Here is a 21,037-nt window from a genome sequence, read left to right as displayed (position 1 = left end):
CATGACCACAACATTAACAACGCGCATTGGGCATCCATCAGAGATCATCGATCCTGCATTGATTCAAAAGATCCGAGATACGGCGCATGAAGCCGAAGCACAACGCCGCCTTCACAACGACCAGCTTCAAATCATTCATCGTGAAAAATGGCTGAAGATGTTCGTGCCCCGCGTTTACGGAGGACTCGAATTATCCATTCCTCAAATATTACAAACAGAAGAGTGCCTCGCCTGGGCCGATGGAAGCACCGCGTGGGTAGTGACCCTCTGCAGCGGTGCAGCATGGTTTGTTGGTTTTTTACAACCTGAGCTTTCGGCGCAGGTGTTTGCCGATGATCATGCATGCTTCGCCGGAAGTGGTGCCGCCACGGGAACAGCGCAGATCACTGCTGATGGTTATGAAGTTGAGGGCCGGTGGAAATATGCCAGCGGATCGTTGCATGCCACGGTGTTCACGGCAAACTGTTTGATCTATGAAGGTGGTAAACAACTGTATCACCCCGATGGAACACCACGGGTCCGCTCGTTTTTGTTCCTGAAAGACGAAGTAACTGTGCATCGAACCTGGAACAGCATGGGCATGATCGCCACTGGCAGCCACACTTTTGAAGTAAAGAAGTTACGGGTGCCTGCGAACCGCTCTTTTGTGATCGATGCGAGGCAGGCCACGCTGAAACATCCGTTGTATCAGTATCCCTTTTTGCAGCTTGCAGAGACCACGCTCACGGTAAACCTGGCGGGCATGGCCATACGCTTTCTCGATCTGTGTGAAAGTTTGCTGGCAGAGAAAGCCAAAAGCAATCGCATCGGAGCGCAATCGCCTGATCTCATGAATTTATTGTCAGAAGCGCGGGCAGACCTGCATGAACATCGCCGGAAGTTTTATGAAGCCGCGGATGCATCGTGGGAGCATTGCGTTGCCGGAGGCGAAATTCCCAATCATATCCTCGGGCGGGTGAGCAACACCAGTCACAGGCTGGCGCAACGCTCGCGTGTGCTGGTGGACCAACTCTACCCATACTGCGGACTGGCAGCTGCCGATGTATCGCAGGAGATCAACAGGGTATGGAGGGACCTGCATACCGCCAGTCAGCATGCGTTGTTCGCATCGCGATAGTGTTTCAATTTTCCGCTGTGAGCTCGATCACGGCACTGTCGAGGGCTCTGCGCAAAGGAGAGGAGATGCCCTCTTCCATGATCAGGGCGCCGCTTACTACCTGATTGTTGAGCGAGAGCCGTGAGTTCCTGCCTTCGGGTAAATTCACTTCGGTGATCCGGTAATTTTTTCTGGGGTCGAGGCCACGCGGTTTTACAGGACCCATCGCACTTTCACCCAGCTGATACATGAACAGCACGGCGCGTGAACGGTCGGCCGATACGTAATTAAGCGATGCCCTTGTTTTTTCATACGGCGATTCAAGGCGGTAGAGGTCGCCCTGCAGCACGATCTCGCGCAGGCGCTCTTTGTACAAAGCAGTTGCCCGGGCTGCGGTCTTCCTTTCTTCTTCTGTCATTTTCTGCACATCGCGGTCAACGCCAAATGCGCCGCTGAGGGCAACGTCGGTGGCGAATTTAACAGGGCGTTTGCCCATATCCGTCACGTGGGCAGATATGGTATTGGCGGGAAAGAAATGACTGAAGCCCCATTGAATGTAGATGCGCTGCAGCGGATCAGTGTTATCGCTGGGCCAGAAAGAATGGAAGTAACGCAACGCTCCGTAATCCACACGGCCCGAGCCACCGGCACACACCATCGCCATTACATCGGGATGTTTTTCGGCCATGCGTTTCATTACATCATACAGCGCCCACTGGTAATCGATGAGCAGGTGCTGTTGCTGCTCGGGCTTCAGGTAAAACGAGCCCGCCTGCGTTACATAACGGTTGCAGTCCCACTTCACGTAGGCCACACCCTTGTTTGAAAGTGTGTTGCCTACAACCTGCGAGGCGAATGCTTTTGTCTCTGGTCGGGTGAGGTCGAGGATGAGCTGGTTTCTACCATAGAGAAGCTCACGGTGTGGCTGAGCGATCACCCAGTCCGGATGTTTTTCATACAGCTCGCTGGCAGGATTCACCATTTCAGGTTCGATCCAGATGCCGAAGCCGATGCCGCGTTTGTTGGCTTCTGCCGCGAGGTAAGGCAAGCCCTGCGGAAGTTTCTTTTTGTTCACGTCCCAATCGCCGAGTCCGGCTTTGTCGTTGTCGCGGGGATGTTTGTTGCCGAACCACCCGTCGTCGAGCAGAAAGAGATCCACACCGAGCTCTTTGGCCCCGTCGAAGAGCGAGACGATCTTGTTCTCATCAAAGTCCATGTGCGTAGCCTCCCAGTTGTTCAGTAACACAGGCCGGGGTTTGGCGCCATCGCGGATGCCGTACTTCCGGGCCCAGCGATGAAAGTTGCGGCTTACCTGGCCTTTGCCCTGGCTGCTCCATGACCAGAGCATGGCCGGTGTTATGAACGCTTTGCCTTTCTCCAGCCTGTATTCTGATCCGAAAGGATTGATGCCACACAAAGCGCGAAGGCGGTTGTTGTGGTCGACCTCGAAGGCAAACTGGAAGTTGCCAGACCACGCCAGCGTTGCCCCGTATACTTCTCCTGTTTCTTCGTGCGCAGCATTGTCAAGGCTGATGAGGAACGAAGGGTTCCGCATCTGGTGTGCCCTGATACCGATCTTGGTGTCGAGGATCTTGATACCCGGCGTGAGCTTCTCTTCCGTGAGCTCGGCCTCGCGCATATAGTTGCCCTGAAACTGGGTGAGCCAGTAACTATTGGCCTTCATCACCATAGCTGAAGATGCAAACCGCGAGAGGGTCACGGGTTTGTTCTCTTCATGGCGGATCTCGGCCCACTGCTCGACCACATCTTCTGCACGGTAGGCCTTGAAGTGCAGCGTTACAAAAAACGGATAGAATGAGTCCTTCAGCCGGATGCGTGTAAGGGTTGTATTGGCATCGACGGCCGCCGTGTCAGCGCTGACGAAGATAAGGTCGGTAGAAATATTACCATCCGCATGAACCACTTGTAACGCGGGCTCAGCCATAAAGCCGTTGCCCGCCGGTGGATAACATTCATCTTCACGTGCCGGCGAGCGATCGGACGTGGCCGCTCTCACACGACCATAAGACTGCTGGTATAAACGCCCATCTTTCGCCGCCTTCAATACCAGCGATGATCCGGAAGTTCGTACAGTAATAAGCTGCTCTTTGGAAATGGGTTTCTCCGGGGTCTGTGCAGTGGCCGCAAATGAAAGCGTAAGAGCCAAAACCAGGAAAACAGAAGTGTATAGTTTAAGCATAGTTGTCATCAGAATGAAAGACGTGAACCTAAGCGAATTCCCTGACGAATTTGTTCAGCGGTCACACCCTTTATTGAAAGGTTTTGGAACGCTACTGCAATCAATCGAAGCGCGCCCAACGAACGAGCCTCTCCCAGTCATACGATGTGAGGACATAAGCCAACCTTTGGCCTGGCATAGGCATGCGGGGGTTGGGTTGAGTCCGAACAGCGTATGACGAGGCCCAGCGCTGTGCCCGCAGTAGCGATAGCAAAGGCGGGGCCTGGGAGCGGACCAAACCTTAATAAGCTACACAAACCTATGTTGCAGAAAAACTAATCTGTCCAGGATAATCCATAAACTGTCCTATTCCCCGGCTCCTCCTTCTGCGTTTATCAGTATAAATAACAATCGCTATGATCACCAAGGGAACAAAACTATACAGCATCCTTTACCAGCAATGCCCCAGCTGCCAGGAACACAGCATGTTCAAATATTCAGCTTTCAGTCCGAAGTTCGCCGAAATGCACGCCCGCTGCCCCGTCTGCAATTTTGACCTCATCCAGGAGCCATCCTTTTATTTCGGCGCCATGTACGTAAGCTACGCCATCCAGGTAGCGGTTTTCGTCGCCGTGTACTTTGTGCTGCGCTATACCATCAACCCAGGCACCTGGACCTATGTAACGTGGATGATCATCGGCGCAATAGTGATACTTCCGGTCAACTTCAGGATCTCCAGGGCAGGATGGATCAATTTGTTTGTGAGATACAGGAGTCGATAGTCGATGGTCCATAGTCCATGGCCATACCGGGTGTCATCTAATCGTACCTCACGCCTACACCGAAGCTACAGCGGGCGACGTACCTCGTACCTTCTCTTGGCTTTTTTTCCTACCTTAATGCCGAACCTATATACCCATGAAATACCTCCGCACCTTCCTCCTGGCATCCGCACTGTCAATCAGTCTTTTGTTGCCTTCTCTTGCGCAGCAGCGTACACTTACAAAAGATGATACCTTGCGCGGGACCGTGACACCTGAGCGTGAATGGTGGGACCTGCGCTACTATCACCTTAATGTAAAGGTTGATCCTGCATCGAAGGCGCTCTCAGGAAGTGTTGCTGTTCATTACAAGGTGCTGAAGCCTTACCAGACCCTTCAGCTCGATCTTCAGCCGCCGCTGGTGATCGAAAAGGTAACGCAGGATGGAGAGACACTTACTTTCGAAAAAGCGGGAACGAACGCCTACTTCATCGCATTGAAAAAAGCGCAGCAGAAAGATCAAACCGGTTCTGTGGTGGTTTATTATTCCGGTAATCCCATCGTGGCGAAAAATCCGCCATGGCAGGGCGGCTTTCAGTGGACGAAAGACAACGAAGGAAATGATTTTATCGCAACCTCATGCCAGGGACTGGGTGCCAGCGCGTGGTGGCCGTGCAAAGATCATATGTATGACGAACCTGACAGCATGCTCATCAGCGTCACGGTGCCGGAAAACCTCACCGACGTATCGAATGGTCGCCTTCGCCGGGAGACCGTGAACAACGATGGTACCAAAACCTTCGACTGGTTCGTGAGCAATCCGATCAACAATTATGGCGTGAATGTGAACATCGCCAAATACACACATTTTTCAGATACCCTGCACGGCGAAAAGGGTGTGCTGGACCTCGACTTTTATGTGCTGCCCGCCAATCTTGAAAAAGCAAAAGAACAATTCAAACAAGCCAAGCTGATGCTGCGCGCCTTCGAGCACTGGTTCGGACCTTATCCGTTTTATGAAGACGGTTACAAGCTGGTGGAGACACCTTATCTCGGCATGGAGCACCAGAGCTCGGTCACCTATGGCAATGGTTACACAAATGGTTATCGCGGGAGAGATCTTTCGGGATCAGGCTGGGGACTGAAATGGGATTTTATCATCATCCATGAGTCGGGTCATGAGTGGTACGCCAACAATATCACCTATAAAGATATGGCCGACATGTGGGTTCACGAGAGCTTTACCAACTATTCGGAGAATTTGTACACGGAGTATTATTTCGGAAAGAAGGCGGGCGCGGAATATGTGATCGGAACGCGCAAAGGTATCCGTAATGACAGGCCTATTGTGGGCACCTACAATGTGAACAGAAGTGGTTCTGGCGACATGTATCCCAAGGGTGGCAACATGCTGCACACCATCCGGCAGATCGTGGACAATGATGAGAAGTGGCGCCAGGTGCTGCGCGACATGAACAAGACCTTTTATCACCAGACCGTTGAAGGAAAGCAGATCGAGAATTTCATCAGCCAGAAAACCGGAAAGAACCTTAGCAAGGTTTTCGATCAATACCTGCGCGACATCCGCATCCCCGAGCTGGAATACAAGATCATTAAGGGTAAGCTTACGTACCGCTGGGCCAATTGTGTTGAAGGTTTCGACATGCCCGTGAAGATCTCCGCCGGCCGGAACAATTTCAAATTCATCTATCCCGCCACCACCTGGAAAACCGAAAAGATCAAGGGGGACTCGATTGTAGTAGACGAAAACTTTTATGTAACAGCGAAGATGGTGGAGTGAGTAAGAAGATGAGTCAATGGTTGCCAGTTACCGGTTGCCAGTTGCCGGTTCGCACGGGGCAGACTTTCACGTTTCGGACTTATCCTCAAGTAATACGAAGCATAGAACTTGATTTTAAACACCGCTCCAACTGGCCACCCGGCAACTGGTAACCGGCAACCAATTCAGACTTTTTCGATGATCAGTGACAGCACAACTTTGCCTTTCTCCTTCTTGTCGTCGATCAGAATGGGCTCCGAAACAATTTTTCCAGAGACCTCTTTGTTCATGTGTTTGACCTTTACGGTTTTGCCTTTTTCGTAATCTTTCTTCTGATCTTCAGCAATGGTCACCCTTACCTGTATCGAGTTACCTTCATCCAGGTCTTTAAAGTTGGCCGAATCGTTTTGTGAAATATTAACAGCGCCCATAAAATTTGCAGTTGATTAACCACAAAAGGGATAAATACTATGCCAAAGCAACGGTAGCATGTTGCCAGTTGCCGGTTACCAGTTGGGTGCAGCGGTTGGCTCCTCGCTTCTCATTACTCTTCGATTTTTACGTGGATTGTCTCCTTACTTCCCTCGCCCGCCGTAGCCTTGGCGAAGGAGGGTTGCTCCTTACTTCTTTGAATCGCCCCTTCTGACTCCTGACTTCTGGCTCCTGACTTCTTTTTAGATCGCTTCTCCGCCTTCCGTTTCAACTTAGCTTCCTTCTTATTCCTCCTTCCCCAATAAATATTAACTCCCGTGACCGGCAGGCTGGCGCAGATGAGGCTTGCAAAAAAGGCGAGGATCTTTCCCGGTAGTCCCAGCACGGCGCCGGTGTGAATATCGTAATTCATGCGCAGCAGCTTATCAGCAGCGCTGGCCTCGGCATAGCGACTGTAAATATGATCTACTGGTAGCTCTTTTAAAGTGTACTGATCGAAGTAACGGTAGTCTGTCTGGTAGTAGGTACCGTCATCGGGATTGGCGTTGGCCGCGATGGAAGTGGAGTCTGATTCAGGCACGTGCACCTCAATGACCTTGGCAGCGGGGTATTCCTTTCTCATGAGGTGCCACACTTTGTCGATGGCGGGTATATTGCCGGTGTAGGTGTTTGTAGTGTCAGAAACAGGATCGACATAAAGCAGTGATTTTTCTCCTCCGGCAGCGGCGTGCAGGCCATTCGCGAACCATTCAAAGCCCCATACCAGTCCCGTGGTAGCCAGGATGATGGCGATCCACGAAGCGTAGAAGCCTAGCACATTGTGAAGGTCATAGTTCTTGCGGCGCCAGCGTGCATTCCATTTGATGGTGAACCGTTGTTTTGCGCCGCTTTTGTTTTTCGGCCACCAGAGAACGATCCCTGTTACAAGCATGGCCACAAACACCAGGGTAGCCGTTGCGACTACGGGTTGACCAATGGTGGGAGGGAGCCAGAGATAGAAATGACCGTCGAGAATGAAGTTGAAGAAATCGGCCTCCATGTCTTTCACTTTCAGAATTTTTCCTGTGTAGGGATCGAGGTAGACCACATCATAATATTCGGGCTCGAAGCTGAAGAAGATCACCTGTGCTGCTTTTCCCTCGCCGGCGTATAATATGGCGTGGATCTTTTTTCCGGGCAGCACTTCTTCCGCAATGGCTTTCAGCGCAGAGGGAGGCATCAGCGCCTGGTCTCTTGCGGTAACAAAACGGTAAGGTTGTATGAGGTCCTGGATCTCCGCCTGAAAAGCGTAAATGCATCCGGTGACGGCAATGACGAACACGATCAGCCCGGAGATGAGCCCAAGCCAAAGGTGAATTTTTCCTATCCAGTATTTGAGGGTATATCGGTTGCTTTTCACGTTTCAGTCAGCGTTTGGCGGTAGAACCTAGTTATTTTATTTAGAATGATTTTAAATAAACTCAAATATGCGGTTCCCGCGAGGATATTCCAAGCATTGCTCAGGTAACGGAGGTGAAAATACCCTCCAGAGGGTAGCCAAGTTCTGTCGCTTCCATACAGATGTTAGGTTGTGAACTCCCTCGCTATCACTACCGACGCGTTCTCAGGAGGCTCCTACGGAGCCGAATATGAACCGGCTTCTTCATTCTATAGACAGGGAGCTCCATCCGGAGCTGAAATGCACTTCACTCTGTAAGCGTGTTCTGTCTATAGAAAGCAGATTCGTGTCACCGCCCGGCTCCGTAGGAGCCTCCTGAATTCGTAATCTGAAAAGCCAGTCTAAAAAAACGCACACGTTCTACTTATCACCACTGCAGTATTCTGCCTGGATAAAGTAGGATAACCGTCTATAGGGTTAATCATGGGGCCATCGATCACCGACTGATCTCTATTTTTATTTCAAATGCGATAGGGGTAATTGTTTCATCGCTTGTCATAGCTCCAAACAAAATGACAATGAAACTTTACATACTTCTGTTCAAGGCGCTTCGCTCCTTGTATTCCCGCGCTTTTGCTGCCTCCGCGATGCTTTTGATATTGTGTTCAGTGGCAGCGTTCGCGCAGGAGAGTGCGCATGGCGTGAACGTTGGACTGGTATATCCCCTCAGCACGCACGGCAAACATGCTGGCTCGTATTCCAATATCTTTTCGCTGAATGTCATTGCCGGTGTATCGCGCGAAGAGAAAGCATTTACGATGGCCGGTTTTGCCAATTTTATTCGTGAAGACGCGACGGGATTTCAGGTAGCAGGATTTTCAAACTTCATTGGTGGTTTTGCCGATGGATTTAAAGGGGCTGGTTTCCTCAACATGTATCAGAGTGGCAGGGGCTTTCAGGTTGCCGGCTTTGCCAACCTGGCCAAACGCGACATCACCGGCATGCAGGCCGCAGGTTTTATCAACACCGTGCGTGATCTTAACGGTTTTCAGGCGGCAGGTTTTATCAATATCGCTGGAGGCAACATCCACGGTACGCAGGCAGCTGGTTATATCAACATCGCGGGTGACGTGAAGGGCAGTCAGTTTGCGGGCTTCATCAACATCGCTAAAAAAGTCAAGGGTGTACAGCTCGCGGGCTTTATCAACATCGCCGACAGCAGCGACTACCCGATCGGTATCGTCAACATCATTAAGAATGGTGAAAAATGGCTTGGCGTCACTACAGATGATAACCTGACTACGTTGCTCACCTTCCGCTCCGGAGGCAGAAAGTTGTACGGCATCATTGGCGTCGGTTATAATTTCGAAAATACCAAAGACGTCTTCGCGATGCAATATGGTCTGGGCGCTCACCTGGTCGGCACCGGTAACTTCCGCCTGAATGCTGAGGCCACGGCCATAAGTCTCGAGAACTTCAAAAGAGGTGAGTTCAACAAATTCTCCCTGAGCATTCTGCCCGCCGTACAGCTCGGTCCGCTGGAGATCTTTGCCGGCCCTTCATTCAACCACGTGAATACCGATACCGCCGAAGGCAGAAAGCTGATCGGGCACTACATGTGGACCGACACCAACAAAGACAATCGCCTCAACGGACTGTATATTGGTTACACTGCTGGTGTGCAGATGAGGTTCTGAGCGAAGCGAAGAATCCCGGGATCACAACGTGCATATGAGGCACAGTAATCGCATGCAATAAGTGGGTTGTCCACAGTCGACAGTCCACGGCCGTGCAGTATGAACGTCGTCAGACCACTACGCTGGAATGCGCCAGGGTGGTGGTCCGACGACTAAACCCTTCGTACCTCGTACTTTCAGCGCTCCCTCCTAATCATATACACTGACACAAGAATCCCAGCTATCGCAATGAAGTGCAGAACCACAAGCGGTTCGTGATCGAGGAACCCCCACATCACCGCCACTACGGGAATCAGATAAGTCATGGTGCTGGCGAAAAGGGGTGACGATACCGAGATAAGCTTGTTATGAATCAGCTGCGCCAGGGCCGTGGCAAGGATGCCCAACGTCAGCAATGCCGCCAGTGAAGGAAGTGTACCGGTGGCAAATTCAAACCGATCAAAGTTGGGAATGAATACCGCGACGAAAGCGATCATGCCATTGATGGAAACGGCTACGGCGCTGAGGTGAAGGGGTGGTATATCTGACAGGTATTGTTTCACCACATTGATGTTAAGCCCGTAGCACATAGTGGCGGCCACGATCAGGAACACATAACCATTCAGGGAGAAAGTGATGCTGCCCGAAGAAATAACACTGAGCGTAATGCAGCAGAGCAGTCCCAGCACCAGGCCCGCCACCTGCACGAAGGAATATGTTTTCCTGAAAAAGACAACAGAAAAAATCAATGTGAACGCCGGCGTCATCGCCACCAGGATACCGGCCACCGAGCTCTGAAGATGCTGCTGCGATAGACTGAACAGGTAAGACGGGATGAACATGGCCAGCATTCCGGAGAGCAAAACCAACGGGATCTTTCTGCGGGGGATGCTGGTGATGTAACGCAGTCCAAGGGGAAGGAAAGTAATCCCTGCCGCCATCAGCCGCAGCGTTGCCGACTCCACGTAGCCGTAACCCTGCAGTCCGACCTTGATGAGGATGTAGCTGCTGCCCCAGATGAGCGTGAGCGCGGCGAGGTAAAACCATTTTTGAAACGAAGCTGATGCCTTCATTGAGGCAGGGCGCGTCAGTGTGCTTTCGGAGATCATTTTTCAGGGAGGTAAGTGGGTTTATCTTTTTCGGCAATGAAGAATACCAGCAACTTCGCCGGCTCCGTAGGATGCGGGTTGCGGGCGGAGTTATGCAGGCCGTTGGTGAACTCGTAAAACGAATCGCCCTTTTTGTAGAGGCGTGCCTTGCCCTCAAAGGTCGATTCTATTTCACCTTCCAGCACATAGCCGAACGTAGGGCAGGGGTGACGGTGCGCAGGTGTGGTGCTGCCGGGCGGATAATCGACGATCAGCATTTTAACTTCCCTTCCCGCGAGGCCAGGATCGTTCAGGACCTGTTGCAGAATGTTGGTGACCACCGTGGATGACCCGGCAGCGGGGGCGTGATGTTGTGCATGAAGCTCACCCTGTGCTGCAAACGATAGGATGACTAAAGAGAAGAATAGCGATCTCATATCGGTTGAATTTAGTTTTTTAGATAACCCATTCTTTTTCGGCAACCATGTGCGTTGAAATAGCGATGCGGTTCCATCCGTTGATGGCCACGATGACAAAGATCACCTGCGCAAGCTTTTGTTCACCCAGCATCTTCAGCGCATGATCGTAGACGTCGTTCGGAACGCCTCCGTGGCTGATATGCGTTACCGCTTCGGTGAGCTTCAGCACGGCCTGCTCTTCTTCTGTGAAGAACGGAGTTTCCCACCACGCGCAGAGGGCATAGAGCCGCTGTTCTGTTTCGCCGGCCTTTCTGGCTTCCAGTGTATGCATGTTGATACAGTAACCACAGCCGTTTATCTGCGAGGCCCTGATCTTGATCAGGTCTACCAGCTTCGCGTCAAGCCCGAAGGATTTTATTTGTTTATCCGCTGCGCCCATGCCCTCGTAAATCCGCGGCTCGGTCTTTTTGATACTCATTCTTGGTGTCATGATTCTCTATTTGTTTTTGTAAATGTCTATCTTTATTGGACTACTTGAATAGTCCAGATTGTACAAATAAGATAGTCCAGATATGATCGTGTTAAAGGAATCGATTTCGATCGACAAGACCTCTGAAATACCTGTTTACTTGCAGGTTGCCAACGCTTTGATCCATCACATCCGTCACGGCAGGCTCCGACGGGGTTTGAAGCTGCCGGGATCGAGGGAGATGGCTGCATTATTGAAGATCCACCGCAAGACCATGCTCGCGGCCCTGGATGAGCTGATGGCGCAGGGATGGATTGAAATGGTCCCCCGCAAGGGCACGTTTGTGGTAAATGACCTGCCGGAGATCAAACCGAAAAAACTGCAGGAACAGGGACCGGCGCCTTATCCTGAGAAAACCCTTTTTCAGATCGATGAAAAACGCGTTCCACCTTTTCCGCTCAGGTCCGCAATCGCAGCCAATGCGCTGGTGATCAATGATGGATTCCCCGACATACGGCTTGCGCCCACAGAGCTTTTTATCCGGGAGATGAGAAGCCTGTCGAAGCAACGCAGCTCGAAAACACTTTTTGGTTATGGCAGCCCCAAAGGCCCAGACGTTTTGCGTGAGACGCTGGCCTCGTTTCTCAGCGATACACGCGGGCTTCCGATCTCCGCGCAGCACGTGATGATCACCCGTGGCGCACAAATGGGCATTTACCTCGCCGGCAGCCTGCTCTTACAACCTGGTGACCATGTGATCGTAGGCGATCCGGGATACTTCGGTGCTACCCTTACCTTCCGTCAGCTGGGTGCCAACATCAACTTCGTACCCGTTGACGACTTCGGTATCGACGTGGATGCTATCGCGAAGCTGACCGCCAAAAAGAAGATCAAGCTGCTCTATGTCATTCCGCACCATCATCACCCTACCACGGTTACGCTTACGCCCGAGCGGCGCGTACGTTTGCTCGAGCTCGCGGCCCGGTACAGGTTTGCCATCATTGAAGACGACTACGATTACGACTTTCATTACACCAGCAATCCCGTGTTGCCCATGGCGAGCCTCGATCACCACGGCAACATTATTTATATCGGCACGCTGAGCAAAACACTGGCGCCCACTTTCAGGCTGGGTTTTGTGGTGGCGCCTGAAAATTTTATCAATGCCATTGCCAATATCCGCAAGACCATCGACTGGCAAGGCGATAGCCTCATGGAAGCCGCCATTGCACAGTTGTACAGGAATGGCACCATCGGCAGGCATATCAAAAAAGTGGTGAAACTTTACCGTGAGCGGCGCGATCATTTTTGTAGGCTGCTGCAGCAAGCGCTCGGAGATCATGTATCATTCAAGATTCCCGATGGCGGCATGTCAGTATGGACAAAGTTCAACAACGCCAACCTGAAACGCATCGCCGCAAAGGCCGCCGAAAAAGGACTGATCATACCCGACCCTTCATTTTACAATACAAACACTAACTTCAATGCTACGCGCATGGGTTTTGCCTCGCTGAACATCAAGGAGCAGGAAAGGGCAATGGAGATATTGACAAAATCAGTGGAGGCATTGGGCATCAGGAATTAGGCATCGACCACCGGCCATCGAAGGCAACTTTAAACTAAAAACCTTAAACTTTGCCTCCACCTGGGACCTGGAAACCTACAACAGGTAACAGGCAACTGGCAACCGGCAACTTATTTATAAAGCTGCTGATCCTTCAAATAATCGATATTGTTCTGCTTGAGATACTCGATCCCCCACTTGCTGAGAAATGAATAGAGGGGCGAGAGCGAGCAAAACACTGTTACCATGAACAAAAATAAAAACTATTCCGTTGAAATTATCCGTTATTCCGTTCCCGCAGATCAGCGCGCTTCTTTTGAAAAAGCTTACAACAGCGCCGCCGAATTTCTGCAATCTTCACCTTTTTGTCTCGGCTACGAGATCATCCATGGAACGGATGAACCATCGAACTATATTGTACGCATCCACTGGACCTCAACAGAAGACCACCTCAACGGATTCCGAAAGAGCAAAGAGTTCGGCTCGTTCTTCAACCTGGTAAAACCATTCTATTCCAACATCCAGGAAATGAAACACTACGAGCTCACGTCCACAATATGGAGCAAGTGACCGTTGGTAGGTAAGGCCTGACAATTCTTCCCCCTCTCTTTACTACAAATTTTAATAAACGCGCGAATCGTAGTTTAAGGAGAGGGCTGGGGTAAGTTGAGCCGCAAAAAACGATGATGGGTGAGTTACGCTTTCCCTTTCAAATCCCAGTGGTCTTTGATAATCACGCCACGACTGTCGGCTTTTAGCGTGCGGGTATAACGTTCGCCTTTTATCATTCCGGCGGCATCGGCTTTACCAATGAACAGGATCACCGGATTGCCTTCCGCATCGGTTTTGAACGACAGGTCGTATCCTTTGTACTTCATACTGATGGTTGACGACGGCTCGTATCGTTTGCCGAGCTGCCGCTGTAAGTGCTCGCCCAGGGCCATGGTTTTGTTTTAGGATTCACCATTCAATTTTTATTCCACCTGGTAGCGTTTACTGGCGGCCATAACGAGCGGCCTCGTTGCATGGGTCAGCGTTGAATGAGGATTCGTTACGCCATGATCGACGCGCAAATGCCACCGCCGATAATCAGCCAGATAGTACCAAGGATGAACAATACGGTGGAGGCTCGCTTGTTGCTTCGGCGCTTCACCAATCCTGCGATGAAAAATATTACAGGAGGCGCAAAAGTGATCAGAAAACAGATCAGGATCAGGAGTCCAATTCCTTCCATAGTTATGCAAGTGTAAGTTGTTTGTGAAGTTCCTTTTTTTGATCGCGGTACAAGAGGTTCATCGTCTCGAAGGGGATGATCTTATAATCCTTGTTCACAATGTGCACGCATGATTTCTTGATCGAACGCACGTCGAAGTTGTAAGCATCGATGAACTGCATGATGATCACACGGAAGAGGTTGTTGTAGGTAAGCGATGGCGCGTGGATCTGCGGCAGGCAGCACAGCAATGAATGCAGCTTCTCTGTGGCCCCCTCCACTGAATTACCTGTGCTGAATAGCCTGATCATCTGGTCGTGCAGCTGTTCGTCCTGTTCATAAACGATGGTGTTGCGGCCGTTGTCGAGCAGGTCGGCAGGATTGATGTACCGTGTGAGCGGAAAAACCTGTCCATTGATCTTCAAGGCGTAACCCATCGCCAGCGCATCGGGATTGCAGGGTACGGGTATCAGGTCGTCGGTATTGAAGATGTCGGTTTGTTCCAGGATCTTTCTTCTCACCTCCGTAAGCGTAATGCGGTTGGTCAGGGCATCGAAGTTCTCCAGCCGCCCCGCGATCTGGGTTGGTTGCAACGTTACACCCCGTACGCAGGGTTGCTTGAGAGCGTAGTCGATGATGGTGCCTATCTCGTCGTCGTTCAGGTTCTTCTGAATGGTGACCACCAGTGTAGTGGAAAGGTTCAGCTCGTTCAGGTGTGCCAGCGCCTGCTCGCGAATAGGGATGAGGTTAGCGCCGCGCATGGATTGCAGTACCTCCTTCCGGAACGAATCGAACTGCAGGTAGATCTCGAAGTCGGGCGTGTAGGAGGCCAGACGTCTGGCGAACTCCCTGTCTTTCGCAATCACAATGCCGTTCGTGTTCAGCATCAGGTGTTTGATGGGCAATGACTTGGCGTAGTCAAGGATCTCGAAGAGCTGCGGGTGCAGGGTGGGCTCGCCTCCGCTGATCTGCACCACATCGGGCTCACGTTCATTGGCTACCACAGCATCGAGCATCTTCTTCACTTCATCAAGCGAGCGGTGTCTCCCATAAAAAGGAGAGGAGCCGGCATAACAAGTCGGGCACGTGAGGTTGCACTGGTCCGTGATCTCCACCACTGTGAGGCACGAGTGCTGTTCATGGTCCGGACACAATCCGCAGTCATAGGGACAGCCATAGTGCGTCGCTGTGTTGAATTGATAAGGCGTTTCGGAGGGTTTGTTGTAGTTCCGGATGTTCTTGTAATAAGCCACATCGTCTGCGATCAGCACCTTTGAATTGCCATGCTCAGGGCATCGCTTGAGCATGTACACCTTGTCGTCTTCAAAAACGATCTTGGCGTCGATACGTTTCAGGCATTGCGGACAAAGACTGAGCGTGAAATCATAATACGTATACTTTCGCGTTGGCATAGACGAACTTTACGATGGTTTTTCTGTAGTATAAAAAACAAACGATACAAAGCCACTGAATACTGCTCAGCCCTATAAAATAGAAAACATTGGGCTTGATGAACTCGATGAGAAAACGGAACCCGAAATAACTTATCATGAAGATCCGGAACAATAACCCGTTTTCAATGTCGTGGCGATCATAGATGCGGCGAAGCAGGAAAAAGAGCACTGCCAGGAATACCAGCTCATATAATGCGATCGGGTGACGCTGAAGTCCATCGCCCAGGTACATCCCTATCAAGAACGATGTTGTTGTTCCATAAGTGAACTCATTTGTTCCGGAAAGAAAACAGCCGATGCGACCAATGAAAATACCTGCGATCAAAGGTAACGTGAACAGGTCCCCGGAAGACTGCGATTCGCCGATGACCTTTTTTGTGACCTCCACACCGATCAAACCACCAAACAATCCACCCATGATAGTTTTAACGTTGTAAAGATTCAGCACGGTCATGGCGCTGAAGTCTGCCACGGGGTTTTCCAGGAATCCCATGACACGTGAACCCAGCAATGCACCCAACGCCGCACCCAGAATGATCGAAAGCCTGTTGGGTGACGTTATCGGGTCCTGTACCTGTTTTCTCAGATGCGCATAATAACGATACGCAATAAAAAATGCGAGGTACTCCAGGATCAGGTGAACGTTCACGGTCAGGCCGGAGATCTTGGGTTGAAAAGGAATGGTGAACACACTTGGGGTTTATGTAAAGATAAGATTTTCCACGCAACCAATACCCTGAATACGGATCGCCATGCTGCGGCGGATTTCAATAAGGTGATTCTGGTGCTGGAGAAGAAGTAGTTCTTGGCAAGGAGCGACGGGTCTTGTTGCCAGTTGCCAGTTGCCGGTTGGTAAGGTCCAGGCATAGCATGCTGGTTTCGAATCGAAGCACAGACAAGGAAGGTTAACACCCTCCAGACCGGAAACCGGCAACTGGCAACCGGCAACATTTCAAAGCAGTGATTGCCAAAGTATCTCCACCGGATGTTGTGCCCTACGTCCCGTGCCATCCTTGATCTGGTGCCGGCAGCTGGTGCCCGCAGCAGCGATGATCACATTTTCAGGTTGCTTGCGCACGGTGGGGAAAAGCACGAGCTCGCCGATCTGCATCGAAAGCTCATAATGTTCTTTCTCGTATCCGAATGAACCTGCCATGCCGCAACAACCGGAAGCGATCATGTGCACTTCGTTGTTGCCCAGCCGGGTAAGGATCTTTTTCACGTGTGTCAATGTTGAAAGCGCCTTCTGCTGGCAATGGCCATGTACTTTGATCAGCGCGCGCTGCTCCTTGAAAAGTTTCGGGTCGATGTTGCCCGCGTCCAGCTCTTTGGAGAGGAACTCTTCGATCATGAGTGTGTGGTGACTTATTTTCAGCGCAGCTTCCTTCTCCGCACCTCGTAACAGATCCGGATATTCATCCCTGAACGTGAGAATGGCCGAGGGCTCCACACCTACCAGCGGTGTTTCGTGCGTGATGTGGTCTTTGTACAGCGCTACGTTCTTGCGCGCCAGCGCCTGCGCCTCCTTGAGCAATCCCTTGGAGAGAAAACTTCTGCCGGAGTCGTAATGATTCAGCACTTTGATGCCATAACCGAGTTTGTCCAGCAGCTTCACCGTGGTGATGCCGATCTCGGCTTCGTTGTAGTTCAGCAGCTCGTCGATGAAGAGATAAACGGTTTTACGCGGTTGTTTCGTTACCGGTTTGAATTGCGTGGTGAACCATTTCTTCCAGCTTACGGGCGAAAGGTGCGGCATGCTCCTGTCTTTCGCAAAACCGATCACCGACTTCGCGAAATTACCGAGGGCCTTGTTGCCGAACACCAGGCGATAACCCCACGGCATGGCGGAGGCCAGCTTCATGCCCAGCGCAAAATTGCCGATCATCCTGCTTCTGAAGGGCACTCCCTTTTCCTTGTAGTATTGATACTGCCACTCCTGCTTCAGCTTGCCCATGTCTACGTTCGAAGGGCACTCGGATTTGCAACCCTTGCAGCTCAGGCACAGGTCCATCACTTCGGCGATCTCTTCATGGGCGAACGAGTTCGCCTTGTCGGAACGGGTGATCATCTCGCGCAGGATGTTGGCGCGGGCGCGGGTGGTATCTTTTTCGTGGCGTGTAGCCATGTAGCTCGGACACATGGTGCCGCCGCTGATCTCGGTCTTGCGGCAATCACCTGAGCCGTTGCACTGTTCTGCGGCGCGAAGGATGCCCAGGTTTTCGGAGAAGTCGAGCATGGTGTCGAATTCTTTGGTCACCTGGCCTTTGTCGAAACGCAGGAATGTGTCCATGGGCGGCGTGTCCACGATCTTGCCCGGGTTGAAGATGTTGCCCGGATCCCAGACACGTTTCAGGTCTTTGATCAGCTTGTAGTTGTGCTCACCGATCATCTGCGGAATGAATTCTCCGCGCAGGCGTCCGTCACCGTGTTCTCCGGAAAGGGAGCCATTGTATTTTTTTACGAGTGTGGCGATCTCTTCGGCGATGGTTCTGAAAAGTTTTACACCTTCCGTTTTTTTCAGGTCGATGATCGGCCGCAGGTGCAGCTCGCCGGAGCCGGCATGCGCATAGTGAACACTGTACAACCCGTGCTTCTTCAGTACCTCACCCACATCGGCAATGTAAGCCGGCAGGTCCTGCACATCCACCGCTGTATCTTCTATCACGGGTACCGGTTTTTCATCGCCTGGTACATTCGACAAAAGTCCTAGTCCAGCTTTCCGCAGGTTCCATACTTTTTTGATATCGTCGCCACCTACAACAGGGTAGGAGTAACCCAGTCCCTGCTGTTTGAGGTCTTCGATGAGGGCGGCTGCGTCGGCATCCACACGGGCTACGGAGTCGCGGGTGAGCTCGGCTACGAGAATGGCCTGCGGGTCGCCTTCAATAAAGAACCGGTTCTCCACCTGGCCGAGGTTACGTTTCGTGGCTTCGAACACGTAATGGTCCATGAGCTCAACGGCAGAGGGACGATGCTGCAAGGCTACGAGGTTGGCGCGCAGTGACTCATCAATGCTGCGGCAATGGATGCACACCAGTTTTTTGTGCGGGGGCTCAAGCGGCGTGAGCCTGATCTTGGCCGAGGTCACAAATGCCAGTGTGCCTTCTGATCCTGCAATGAGGCTGCTGAAATTGAAAGGTTGACCTTCGCGGTTGAAAGGCTGCATGCGTGCGAGCATGTCTATGGCATAACCTGTGTTGCGCCGATGTACTGCATGCTTCGGAAATTCCTTTTCGATCTCGCGTATGTTGCCGGCATCCGACAACATGTTGTGAATGTGTTTATAGAGCGATTGTTCCAGCGTGCTGTTGTTGCTGTTCACGCGCGTGGAAAATTCCTGTTCGGTGAGCGGGCCAAACCACACCTTGCTGCCGTCGGCGAGAATGGTGTCTACTTCGAGCAGGTGCTCGCGTGTGCTGCCATACACCACAGAGTTGGAGCCGCATGAATTGTTGCCGATCATGCCGCCGATCATGGCCCTGTTGGCGGTGGAGGTCTCCGGCGCAAAATAGTAACCGTAAGATTTCAGGTGTTGGTTGAGGTCGTCGCGTACGATGCCCGGCTGCACACGCGCCCATTTTTCTTCGGCGTTGACCTCGAGTATGCGGTTGAAATGTTTGGAGACATCCACCACAATACCGGCGCCCACCACCTGTCCTGCCAGCGAGGTGCCGGCTGTACGGGGTATGATTGACGTTTTATTTTCGCGCGCAAAGCGGATCAGCTTCACCAGGTCTTCTTCAGTTTTGGGAATAGCAACGGCTACAGGAATTTCACGATAGGCAGAAGCGTCAGTAGCGTATAATTTCCTGGTGGTTTCATCAGTGAAGAGATCACCTTCAAGATCCTTCTTTAAACGGGCGAAATTCATAACCCTCAAAACTAGCGGATTTGCCAATGAATATGAAGAACTACCAGCAAGATAAAATGGAGTGCAGGCTTCCGATCTTTCGTTAGGGTGAATCCAGTTGACAATTGACAATCCCTATCGGGAGCAATTGACAAAGGATTGTCATGATTAGCAGTTACATGTCAATCGAGCCTGCGTCGTTGTCAATTGCCCTATTGTCAACTGTCTACTGATTCTGCCGTTCACATAATTGAACCCATTTGGGGTATGGTTTCTCAGCGCCTGCCTGGTTATTTTTATTACAGGTAATCCCCAGATCTATGAAACCTGCTGCCGTCACGCTCCTCTTCTGTTTACTGGTGTTGATCCCCGAGACTGTTTCCTCACGGCCTCCGGAAGGTTATGTCGTTCGCGACGTTACCGTGATCCCTATGAATCAGGAACAGGTGTTGCCACACCAGACGGTGATCATCCGCGATGGTGTGATCGCGGCCATCGGCGACACAAAGAAGACCGCTGTTCCAAAAGGTTACCAGGTGGTGGACGGACGTAATAAATTTCTGATGCCCGGGTTGTTCGACATGCACAGCCATTTCTTTTATGAGCAGGGCGAGAACAGGAATACCTGTGCCGCAGAATTGAAGGTGATGCTGGCCAACGGACTCACCACGGCGCGCATCCTCAACGGAGATCCCGTGTACCTGCAGGTGAGAGACTCTGTGAAGCAGGGCACGCTGGAAGGCCCCGAGCTTTTTGTAGCCAGTCCTCAGTTTGTGGGCAAGTGGCCATGGCCCGGCAGGGTGTTCGGTGCTATCTGCACTACACCGGAAGAAGCTGTTGCTGCTGTGCGAAAGTTCAAACGCGAGGGATATGACGAGATCAAGATCACATTCATGGTAGAGCGTAATGTTTATGATGCGATTATTCAAACAGCAAAAGAAGAAGGTATCAAGGTGACCGGTCACGTGGGTCCGCGGGTGAAGTTACCGGCTGCCCTGGCGGCACATCAGCAGATAGAGCACATGGATGAATTTATCGACATGCTCCTGCCGGATACTTCTTACAACCATGGACAAAGTGTGTCTGACATGAACCTGTGGCGAAAAAAAGCATGGGAGACCGTTGAGCACCTCGATGCTTCGAAGATCCCCGCGCTCGTGGCCATGGTAAAGAAAGCTGATATCTACGTGACGCCTACTAACTACTTCTTTTTCTCTTCTTTCGGTCATTCCCTTACGGAAGAGCAGTTCAAATCAAGGCTGGATTACGCCTACATCCCTTCGGTCATTAAAGAAGAGCGGTGGGAGATCCGCGAGCATTACTGGAAGTCAGCTCCCTCGGAAAAGAGCCGGCTGCGCTATGTGGAGCTGCGCAACCGCATGACTTTTGAGTTGTGGAAGGCAGGGGTGAAGCTGATGACAGGCTCCGATTCGCCGGAGTGGTTCCTGCTACCTGGTTTTGCCACGCACGACGAGCTCGAAACCTTTGTGAAAGCCGGGCTCACACCCTTCGCAGCGCTGCAGACTGCCACCATCAATCCCGCCACCTACCTCGGCATCGCCACCAGAAAGGGAACCGTCGAAACCGGCAAAGCCGCCGAGCTCCTCCTGCTGGATAAAACCCCGCTCGACGCCATCCGCACCCCCCCCTCGAGGTCCGGCATCTGCCACACCAACCC

At 51.7% G+C, this 21,037-nt stretch carries 18 protein-coding genes; 7 read left to right on the top strand and 11 right to left on the bottom strand.

What is annotated here, in order from left to right:
* Position 1: 1 nt before the first annotated feature.
* Positions 2 to 1,117, top strand: a complete 1,116-nt coding sequence (locus KK083_RS28130; protein ID WP_254169479.1) for an acyl-CoA dehydrogenase family protein — start codon at positions 2 to 4, stop codon at positions 1,115 to 1,117.
* Positions 1,118 to 1,121: 4 nt separating this feature from the next.
* Here KK083_RS28130 and KK083_RS28125 read toward each other — a convergent pair whose 3' ends face one another.
* Positions 1,122 to 3,296 (bottom strand): alpha-galactosidase, encoded by a 2,175-nt coding sequence (locus KK083_RS28125; protein ID WP_254169478.1) that lies wholly within the window; start codon positions 3,294 to 3,296, stop codon positions 1,122 to 1,124.
* Between the two features lie 395 nt (positions 3,297 to 3,691).
* Here KK083_RS28125 and KK083_RS28120 point away from each other — a divergent pair, with 395 nt between their 5' ends.
* Together KK083_RS28120 and KK083_RS28115 are read left to right on the top strand one after the other, a co-directional pair.
* Complete coding sequence (locus tag KK083_RS28120; RefSeq protein WP_254169477.1) at positions 3,692 to 4,057, top strand: DUF983 domain-containing protein; 366 nt, start codon at positions 3,692 to 3,694, stop codon at positions 4,055 to 4,057.
* 136 nt (positions 4,058 to 4,193) lie between these two features.
* Positions 4,194 to 5,837, top strand: coding sequence for a M1 family metallopeptidase (locus KK083_RS28115; RefSeq protein ID WP_254169476.1), 1,644 nt, complete (start codon positions 4,194 to 4,196; stop codon positions 5,835 to 5,837).
* A 164-nt stretch (positions 5,838 to 6,001) separates the two neighbouring features.
* On the opposite strand, the gene KK083_RS28110 is transcribed toward KK083_RS28115, so the two are convergent.
* Together KK083_RS28110 and KK083_RS28105 are read right to left on the bottom strand one after the other, a co-directional pair.
* On the bottom strand, positions 6,002 to 6,247 hold the full coding sequence (locus KK083_RS28110; protein ID WP_254169475.1) for a hypothetical protein: 246 nt from the start codon (positions 6,245 to 6,247) through the stop codon (positions 6,002 to 6,004).
* A gap of 113 nt (positions 6,248 to 6,360) precedes the next feature.
* A complete protein-coding gene (locus KK083_RS28105) occupies positions 6,361 to 7,647 on the bottom strand; it encodes a PepSY-associated TM helix domain-containing protein (RefSeq protein WP_254169474.1) in 1,287 nt (428 codons plus the stop codon).
* Positions 7,648 to 8,204: 557 nt separating this feature from the next.
* Here KK083_RS28105 and KK083_RS28100 point away from each other — a divergent pair.
* Complete coding sequence (locus KK083_RS28100) at positions 8,205 to 9,323, top strand: hypothetical protein (protein WP_254169473.1); 1,119 nt, start codon at positions 8,205 to 8,207, stop codon at positions 9,321 to 9,323.
* A 176-nt stretch (positions 9,324 to 9,499) separates the two neighbouring features.
* On the opposite strand, the gene KK083_RS28095 is transcribed toward KK083_RS28100, so the two are convergent.
* Genes KK083_RS28095 through KK083_RS28085 form a run of 3 tightly spaced genes read right to left on the bottom strand, consistent with a single transcriptional unit; the run spans position 9,500 to position 11,299 of the window.
* A complete protein-coding gene (locus tag KK083_RS28095) occupies positions 9,500 to 10,411 on the bottom strand; it encodes a DMT family transporter (protein ID WP_254169472.1) in 912 nt (303 codons plus the stop codon).
* A complete protein-coding gene (locus KK083_RS28090) occupies positions 10,408 to 10,827 on the bottom strand; it encodes a cupin domain-containing protein (RefSeq protein ID WP_254169471.1) in 420 nt (139 codons plus the stop codon). Before KK083_RS28090 ends, KK083_RS28095 begins: the two co-directional genes overlap by 4 nt.
* A 19-nt stretch (positions 10,828 to 10,846) precedes the next feature.
* Positions 10,847 to 11,299: a carboxymuconolactone decarboxylase family protein gene (locus KK083_RS28085; protein ID WP_254169470.1), complete on the bottom strand. Its 453-nt coding sequence runs from the start codon at positions 11,297 to 11,299 to the stop codon at positions 10,847 to 10,849.
* An 82-nt stretch (positions 11,300 to 11,381) separates the two neighbouring features.
* Here KK083_RS28085 and pdxR point away from each other — a divergent pair, with 82 nt between their 5' ends.
* Both pdxR and KK083_RS28075 read left to right on the top strand, forming a co-directional pair.
* The gene (gene pdxR / locus KK083_RS28080; RefSeq protein WP_254169469.1) at positions 11,382 to 12,863 is read left to right on the top strand and encodes a MocR-like pyridoxine biosynthesis transcription factor PdxR; all 1,482 of its coding nucleotides are present in this window, start codon (positions 11,382 to 11,384) and stop codon (positions 12,861 to 12,863) included.
* Positions 12,864 to 13,088: 225 nt separating this feature from the next.
* Entirely contained in the window at positions 13,089 to 13,412 is a 324-nt protein-coding gene (locus tag KK083_RS28075; RefSeq protein WP_254169468.1) for an antibiotic biosynthesis monooxygenase family protein, read from the top strand.
* A gap of 125 nt (positions 13,413 to 13,537) precedes the next feature.
* On the opposite strand, the gene KK083_RS28070 is transcribed toward KK083_RS28075, so the two are convergent.
* From KK083_RS28070 to KK083_RS28050, 5 genes are all read right to left on the bottom strand, one after another.
* Positions 13,538 to 13,786: a hypothetical protein gene (locus KK083_RS28070; protein WP_254169467.1), complete on the bottom strand. Its 249-nt coding sequence runs from the start codon at positions 13,784 to 13,786 to the stop codon at positions 13,538 to 13,540.
* 107 nt (positions 13,787 to 13,893) lie between these two features.
* The gene (locus KK083_RS28065) at positions 13,894 to 14,076 is read right to left on the bottom strand and encodes a hypothetical protein (protein WP_254169466.1); all 183 of its coding nucleotides are present in this window, start codon (positions 14,074 to 14,076) and stop codon (positions 13,894 to 13,896) included.
* Between the two features lie 2 nt (positions 14,077 to 14,078).
* Positions 14,079 to 15,467, bottom strand: coding sequence for a radical SAM protein (locus KK083_RS28060; protein ID WP_254169465.1), 1,389 nt, complete (start codon positions 15,465 to 15,467; stop codon positions 14,079 to 14,081).
* Positions 15,439 to 16,200: a prolipoprotein diacylglyceryl transferase gene (locus tag KK083_RS28055; protein WP_254169464.1), complete on the bottom strand. Its 762-nt coding sequence runs from the start codon at positions 16,198 to 16,200 to the stop codon at positions 15,439 to 15,441. The genes KK083_RS28060 and KK083_RS28055 overlap by 29 nt, the downstream gene beginning before the upstream one ends.
* Positions 16,201 to 16,461: 261 nt before the next feature.
* Complete coding sequence (locus KK083_RS28050) at positions 16,462 to 19,380, bottom strand: FAD-binding and (Fe-S)-binding domain-containing protein (RefSeq protein WP_254169463.1); 2,919 nt, start codon at positions 19,378 to 19,380, stop codon at positions 16,462 to 16,464.
* 299 nt (positions 19,381 to 19,679) lie between these two features.
* On the opposite strand from KK083_RS28050, the gene KK083_RS28045 reads away from it, so the two are divergent.
* A partial coding sequence (locus tag KK083_RS28045) for an amidohydrolase family protein (protein ID WP_254169462.1) occupies positions 19,680 to 21,037 on the top strand: 1,358 nt, incomplete at its 3' end.

The organism is Chryseosolibacter histidinae (assembly GCF_018598225.1).
GTDB lineage: Bacteria > Bacteroidota > Bacteroidia > Cytophagales > Cyclobacteriaceae > Chryseosolibacter > Chryseosolibacter histidini.
Note: the sequence above shows the minus strand (reverse complement) of the source record. Positions and strands in the feature narration are given on the sequence as shown.